This window comes from Azospirillum sp. UFLA03-27 (assembly GCF_059803775.1).
The window spans coordinates 1-5,692 of the sequence record NZ_JAUQTX010000340.1 but is presented as its reverse complement, the minus strand read 5'-3'; the positions used below and the strand labels follow the sequence as shown (position 1 = coordinate 5,692).

7 protein-coding genes are annotated in these 5,692 nt (G+C 70.4%); 4 read left to right on the top strand and 3 right to left on the bottom strand.

All coding sequences use genetic code 11. The features are described from left to right. Positions 1–20 precede the first annotated feature (20 nt). A complete protein-coding gene (locus Q4I23_RS29985; protein WP_498528641.1) occupies positions 21–707 on the bottom strand; it encodes a DUF58 domain-containing protein in 687 nt (228 codons plus the stop codon). A gap of 10 nt (positions 708–717) precedes the next feature. Beyond that, on the bottom strand, positions 718–1,761 hold the full coding sequence (locus Q4I23_RS29980; RefSeq protein ID WP_376998767.1) for an AAA family ATPase: 1,044 nt from the start codon (positions 1,759–1,761) through the stop codon (positions 718–720). Between the two features lie 190 nt (positions 1,762–1,951). On the opposite strand from Q4I23_RS29980, the gene Q4I23_RS29975 reads away from it, so the two are divergent. From Q4I23_RS29975 to Q4I23_RS29960, 4 genes are read left to right on the top strand one after another with little or no spacing between them, the layout of a single operon-like run. Beyond that, entirely contained in the window at positions 1,952–2,536 is a 585-nt protein-coding gene (locus Q4I23_RS29975) for a DUF1285 domain-containing protein (protein WP_498528640.1), read from the top strand. Beyond that, positions 2,533–3,207 carry a CoA pyrophosphatase gene (locus Q4I23_RS29970; RefSeq protein ID WP_454016958.1) on the top strand — a complete coding sequence of 225 codons (675 nt, stop codon included), beginning with the start codon at positions 2,533–2,535 and terminating at the stop codon, positions 3,205–3,207. Before Q4I23_RS29975 ends, Q4I23_RS29970 begins: the two co-directional genes overlap by 4 nt. A gap of 13 nt (positions 3,208–3,220) precedes the next feature. Next, positions 3,221–3,511, top strand: a complete 291-nt coding sequence (locus Q4I23_RS29965; protein ID WP_454016957.1) for a DUF6111 family protein — start codon at positions 3,221–3,223, stop codon at positions 3,509–3,511. Between the two features lie 25 nt (positions 3,512–3,536). Beyond that, positions 3,537–4,775 carry a CCA tRNA nucleotidyltransferase gene (locus Q4I23_RS29960; protein ID WP_498528639.1) on the top strand — a complete coding sequence of 413 codons (1,239 nt, stop codon included), beginning with the start codon at positions 3,537–3,539 and terminating at the stop codon, positions 4,773–4,775. A gap of 10 nt (positions 4,776–4,785) precedes the next feature. Here the strand turns inward: Q4I23_RS29960 and hemF are convergent, their stop codons facing one another. Next, on the bottom strand, positions 4,786–5,649 hold the full coding sequence (gene hemF, locus Q4I23_RS29955; RefSeq protein ID WP_498528642.1) for an oxygen-dependent coproporphyrinogen oxidase: 864 nt from the start codon (positions 5,647–5,649) through the stop codon (positions 4,786–4,788). Positions 5,650–5,692 lie beyond the last annotated feature (43 nt).

The window sequence follows — 5,692 nt, the reverse complement described above, 5'->3', positions numbered from 1 at the left end:
GCGTATAATCGTCGGCAGCGTCAGATGTGTATAAGAGACAGGGTCTCCTCCGCCGGGTCGAGGATCTGCAGCAGATGGCCGCGCACACCGCGTCCGGTGAGCGCCGACACGGTGGCGTGGATCTCCGGCAGCGGCGACAGCAGGTCGCCAACCAGAACCACCTGGGCGTGGCGGGGCAGCGGCTCGGGCTGCGGCAGCGCGTCGGGAGAATGGGCGTTGCGCGGGTCGGTCATCTGACCGGCCATGCGGTTCAGGGCGAACTTGCCATGGTCCGGGCGCTGGCCGGAGTTGAGCAGGCCCACCCGCTCGCCGCCGCGCACCAGCAGAACCGCGGCGGCAAGGGTCAGCAGGTCGGCGCGCTCCCGCTTCGTTGGCAGACCATTGACCGAGCGGTAGTCCATGGAGGGCGAGCGGTCGCGCCACAGCCAGACGGTCTGGGCGGCCTCCCACTCGTTCTCGCGCACATAGACGGGCTGGGTCTTGCCGGACTGCCGCCAGTCGATCATCTGCGGCGAGTCGCCGGGCTGGTAGCGGCGGAACTGCCAGAAGGTCTCGCCCAGCCCGACGCGGCGCCGTCCGTGCACGCCCTGCGCCACCGTGGAGGCGACGCGCTCCGCCGCGACCAGAAGCGGCGGCAGGGTGGCGGCCAGCCCCTCCGCGCGCTGCTGCGCCCGCAGGGTGGTGGCGCCAAGGGTGGGGCTGGCCATCGGCGGGTCCTTACGACAGCGGGGCGCAGAGTCGGTTGATGATGTCGTCCAGCGTGATCCCGTCCGCCCGCGCCGCGAAGTTCAGCGCCATGCGGTGCCGCAGCACGGGCTTCGCCAGGGCCACCACGTCGTCCAGCGACGGCGCCAGCCGCCCGTCCAGCACCGCGCGGGCGCGGGCGGCGAGCATCAGCGCCTGGCTGGCGCGCGGGCCGGGACCCCAGGCGACGTGGCGCTGCACCTCCGGCAGGTCGGTCGCCTCCGGGCGGCCGCGCCGCACGAGGTCGAGGATGCCGTCGACGACGCCCTCGCTGACCGGCACGCGGCGGACCAGCCGTTGCGCGACCTGGAGGTCGGCGGGGGAGAGCACCGTCACCGCCTGCTCGTCCAGCGAACCGGTGGTGGCGATCATCATCCGCCGTTCGGCGTCGCGGTCGGGGTAATCGACGTCGATCTGCATCAGGAAGCGGTCGAGCTGGGCCTCCGGCAGCGGGTAGGTGCCTTCCTGCTCCAGCGGGTTCTGGGTGGCCAGCACATGGAAGGGCTGGGGCAGGGCGTGGTAGTGACCGGCGACCGACACGCGCCGCTCCTGCATCGCCTGGAGCAGGGCGGACTGGGTGCGCGGGCTGGCGCGGTTGATCTCGTCCGCCATCAGGAGCTGGCTGAACACCGGCCCCGGAATGAAGCGGAAGGAGCGGCGGCCCTGCTCGTTCTCCTCCAGCACCTCCGATCCCAGGATGTCGGCGGGCATCAGGTCGGGCGTGCACTGGATGCGCTTCTCCGCGAGGCCCAGCACGGTGCCCAGCGTCTCGACCAGCCGCGTCTTGGCGAGGCCGGGGACGCCGATCAGCAGCACATGGCCGCCGGCTAGAAGCGTGATCAGCGTGAGGTCGATCACCTCCTGCTGGCCGAAGATGATCCGGCCGATGCGGTCGCGCACATGCGTCAGCCGGCCGCCCAGCGCCTCGATTTCCGCCATGAGCTGGTGCGGGTTCTCGCCGGCGGGAAAGTTCTGGCCCGGATTGGCCCCCGGATTGACGGCGTCGGTTGCGCTCACGTCTCTGCTCCCGTTTAAGACCATGCACTCTGGTGGGCGATCATGACCGCTCAATCATGACCGCTGGGGTCGAAACGGCCATCGTGGCAAATCCGCCAGTCCGGACCTATGTGACGAGTATGGCGAAATTACGTTGCGCGGCCAGTTCCCTCTGTGCCCCTCAGGCCCGAAAAAAACGAGAAGGCTAGCGATGAAGGTCGGCAATGACGGGGCGAATGACAAGCGCCCAAATGAAACGCGCTCAGGCGGAGAGAGCGGCGAAAGCCTGCCTCCCTCTCTGCCCGTGACCGCAAGGGAGCAGCGGTTCGACATCCGCATCGCCCGCGACGGCACGTGGTTCCACGAGGGCGACCCGATCCGGCGGATCGAGCTGGTCAAGCTGTTCGCCACGGTCCTGCGGCGCGACGAGGCGGGCGACTTCTGGCTGGTCACCCCGGTCGAGCGCGGGCGGATCGTGGTCGAGGACACGCCGTTCGTCGCCGTGGAAATGGCCGCAAGCGGACATGGAGACGAACAGGTCCTTTCCTTCCGTACAAATTTAGACGAATGGGTCGAATGCGGGCCGGATCATCCGATCAGGGTCATCCACAATCCTGAAAATGGCGAACCAACGCCCTATATCCTCATAAGAAACGGGCTCGAAGCGCGAATTCTCCGGCCGGTCTACTACGAAATGGTGGACCGGGCCGACACGCGCGGCCATGATGGTGAGGCTGAGGTGGGGGTATGGAGCAAGAAGGTCTTCTTCGCGCTGGGCAGGCTGCCTGGCGGGTGAGTCTCGACGAGATCCGCAAGCGCTTTCCGGGAAGCGCCGCCGCCGGTCTGCGCCCCATGAAGGTGCGCGGCGACCACGATCTGAATCCCGGTTTCGAGCCCTCCCAGGGCAAGCTGCGGGAGGCGGCCGTCCTAGTGCCGCTGGTCGACCGTCCGGAGGAGTTGACGGTCATCTTCACCCAGCGCACGGCCAACCTGACCGCCCATGCCGGGCAGATCAGCTTTCCTGGCGGGCGGATGGAAAGCGACGACCGCGACCCGGAAGACACCGCCCTGCGCGAGACCGAGGAGGAGATCGGGCTGGGACGCGACCGCATCGAGGTGCTGGGGCGGCTCGACACCTACGTGACGCGCACCGGCTTCCGGGTGATTCCGGTGGTCGGGCTGGTGCGTCCGCCCTTCCAGGTGACACCCGACCCGACCGAGGTGGCCGAGGTGTTCGAGGTGCCGCTGGCCGCCATCCTCGACCCGACCAACCCGCAGCGCCACAGCCGGGAGTTCCAGGGCGCCCAGCGCTATTTCTACGCCTTCCCCTACCAGCAGCGCTTCATCTGGGGGGCGACGGCGGGGATGCTGGTGAATCTCTGCGATGTCCTGCGCGCCGAGCGCCTGGGGGGCGACGGCCTGAGGAGCGATCGCCTGGGCGATCACTCCGCCGGCGGGCCATCGTAGGGCGGGCGGCGCGGTGCTGCGGATCTTCCTGACGGTCATCCTGCCCCTGGTCCTGCCAACGGTCGGCTATGCCCTGTATGTGCTGGTCGTCGAGCGGCGTCGCCGCGAGGCGGAGGAGGCGCACAGCCCGGCGCCGTGGTGGGCGACCGCGCCCTGGCCCTGGCTGGTCTTCGCCGGGGTGGCGGCGATGGCGGTGACTCTGGGCTCCGTCGCCCTGACCAGCGGGGTGGCGCCGCACACGCCCTACACGCCGGCCCACCTCGAAGACGGGCGGGTGGTCGGCGGCGGGCCATCTGGCAATTGAGCGTCTTGCGGGCTAGCCTGCCGCCATGACCGTCAACGCCCGCATCGCTCCACAGCCCTGGATGGTCGCGCCCGAGACGCGCGCCGTGTTCGACGCCCTCGCCGCCGGAGGGGCGGACGCGCGCTTCGTCGGCGGCTGCGTGCGCGACGCGTGGCTGGGCCGCAAGGTCAAGGACATCGACATCGCCACCCATGCCCCGCCGGAGCGGGTGATGGAATTGCTGAAGGCCGCGGGCATCGGCGCCATCCCCACCGGGATCGAGCATGGCACCATCACCGCCGTGGTGGGGAAGGCTCATTACGAGATCACCACGCTGCGCCGTGATGTCGAGACCTTCGGGCGCCACGCCCGCGTGGAGTTCACCGACGACTGGCGGGAGGACGCCGCCCGGCGCGATCTGACCATGAACGCGCTGAGCTGCACGCTGGACGGCTGCGTCTACGACCCCTTCGGCGGGCTGGCGGACATGGCCGCCGGGCGGGTGCGCTTCGTCGGCGACCCGCGCCAGCGCATCGAGGAGGATGTGCTGCGCCTGCTGCGCTTTTTCCGTTTCCACGCCCATTACGGGCGCGGCGCGCCGGACGCGGCGGCGCTGGCCGCCTGCGCCGAGATGGCCCCCCGCCTGCCCACTTTGTCCGGGGAACGGGTGCGGGGCGAACTGTCCCGCCTGCTGGCGGCGCCCGACCCGGCGTCGGCCTGGGCGTTGATGATCCGGCTCGGCGTGATGGCGCATCTGCTGCCCGATGCCGTCCGCACCGCTCGGCTGGACGGCTTGGTCCGGCTGGAGCATGACCTGGATGAGCCGCCCGACGCAGTGCGCCGCTTCGCCGCCGTGCTGGACACCGACCGGGCGGAGGCGCTGACCGTCGCCCAGACGCTGCGCCTGTCCAACGCCGACCGCGACCGCCTCGCCGCCCTGATCGAGCCACCGATGGCCGTGGCTCCCCCCGACGGGCCGGTGAAGCGGCGGCAGGCGCTCTACCGGCTGGGCGACGCCGGGCTGTACCGCGACCTCGTGCTGCTCGCGGCGGTGGATGCCCCCGGCCCGATGACGCTCGACGCCGTGAAGGCGGCGCTGGCGACCGCCGAGGATTTGCCGTCCCTGGTCCTCCCAATCGCCGGGCGCGACCTGCTGGCCATGGGGATGCCGCGCGGCCCGGCGGTGGGCGCGTTGCTGAAGCAGATCGAAGCATGGTGGATCGCCGAGGACTTCCGGCCGGGCCGGGGCGAGTGCTTGGCGGAGGCGAGGCGGCGTCTGGGGTGAAGCGCCGCCGTCACGGCCACTTCACCTCGGGCGGCATGCTCATCAGGATGGCCTCGGTGTTGCCGCCGGTCTTCAGGCCGAAGGTCGTCCCGCGGTCGTAGAGCAGGTTGAACTCGACGTAGCGGCCGCGGCGGATCAGCTGGTGCTCGCGCTGCTCCGGGGTCCAGGGCCGGTTCATGTGACGGCGGACCAGGGCGGGGAAGACGTCCAGGAAGGCCAGCCCGACGTCGCGGGTGAAGGCGAAGTCGGCCTCCCAGTTCCCGGAATCCAGATTGTCGTAGAAGATGCCGCCGACGCCGCGCGCCTCGCCCCGGTGCGGCAGGAAGAAGTAGCGGTCGCACCACTCCTTGTAACGCGCGTAGCAGGTCGGGTCGTGGCGGTCGCAGGCGTCCCGGAAGGCGGCGTGGAAGTCGGCGGTGTCCTGCTCGTCAGGCACCATCGGGGTCAGGTCGGCGCCGCCGCCGAACCAGCCGAGGCTGGTCACGATGTGGCGCGTGTTCATGTGGGTGGCTGGCACCAGCGGCGAGCGCATGTGCGCGACGAGGCTGATGCCCGACGCCCAGAACCGCCCGTCCTCCGCGGCGCCGGGGATGTTGGCGCGGAACTCCGGGCTGAAGGTGCCGTGCACCGTCGAGACGTTGACCCCCACCTTCTCGAACACGCGGCCGCGCATCACCGACATCACGCCGCCGCCGCCCTCGCCGCCGCCATGGTCGGGGCGCTGCCAGGGCTTGCGCTCGAAACGGCCCGGCGGCAGGTCGGCATGGGTGCCGGTCAGCTCGTCCTCGATCCGTTCGAACTCGGCGCAGATGCGGTCGCGCAACTCGGCGAACCAGGCGCTGGCCTGGGCCTGACGGGCGGCTCTGATGTCCATGGCCTGTCTCTTATACACATCTCCGAGCCCACGAGACTATAAC

Excerpts from the sequence above, each read along its gene's own strand:
- Q4I23_RS29985 (WP_498528641.1), bottom strand. The coding sequence starts at position 707 with ATGGCCAGCCCCACCCTTGGCGCCACCACCCTGCGGGCGCAGCAGCGC.
- Q4I23_RS29975 (WP_498528640.1), top strand. The coding sequence starts at position 1,952 with ATGAAGGTCGGCAATGACGGGGCGAATGACAAGCGCCCAAATGAAACG.
- Q4I23_RS29960 (WP_498528639.1), top strand. The coding sequence starts at position 3,537 with ATGACCGTCAACGCCCGCATCGCTCCACAGCCCTGGATGGTCGCGCCC.
- hemF (WP_498528642.1), bottom strand. The coding sequence starts at position 5,649 with ATGGACATCAGAGCCGCCCGTCAGGCCCAGGCCAGCGCCTGGTTCGCC.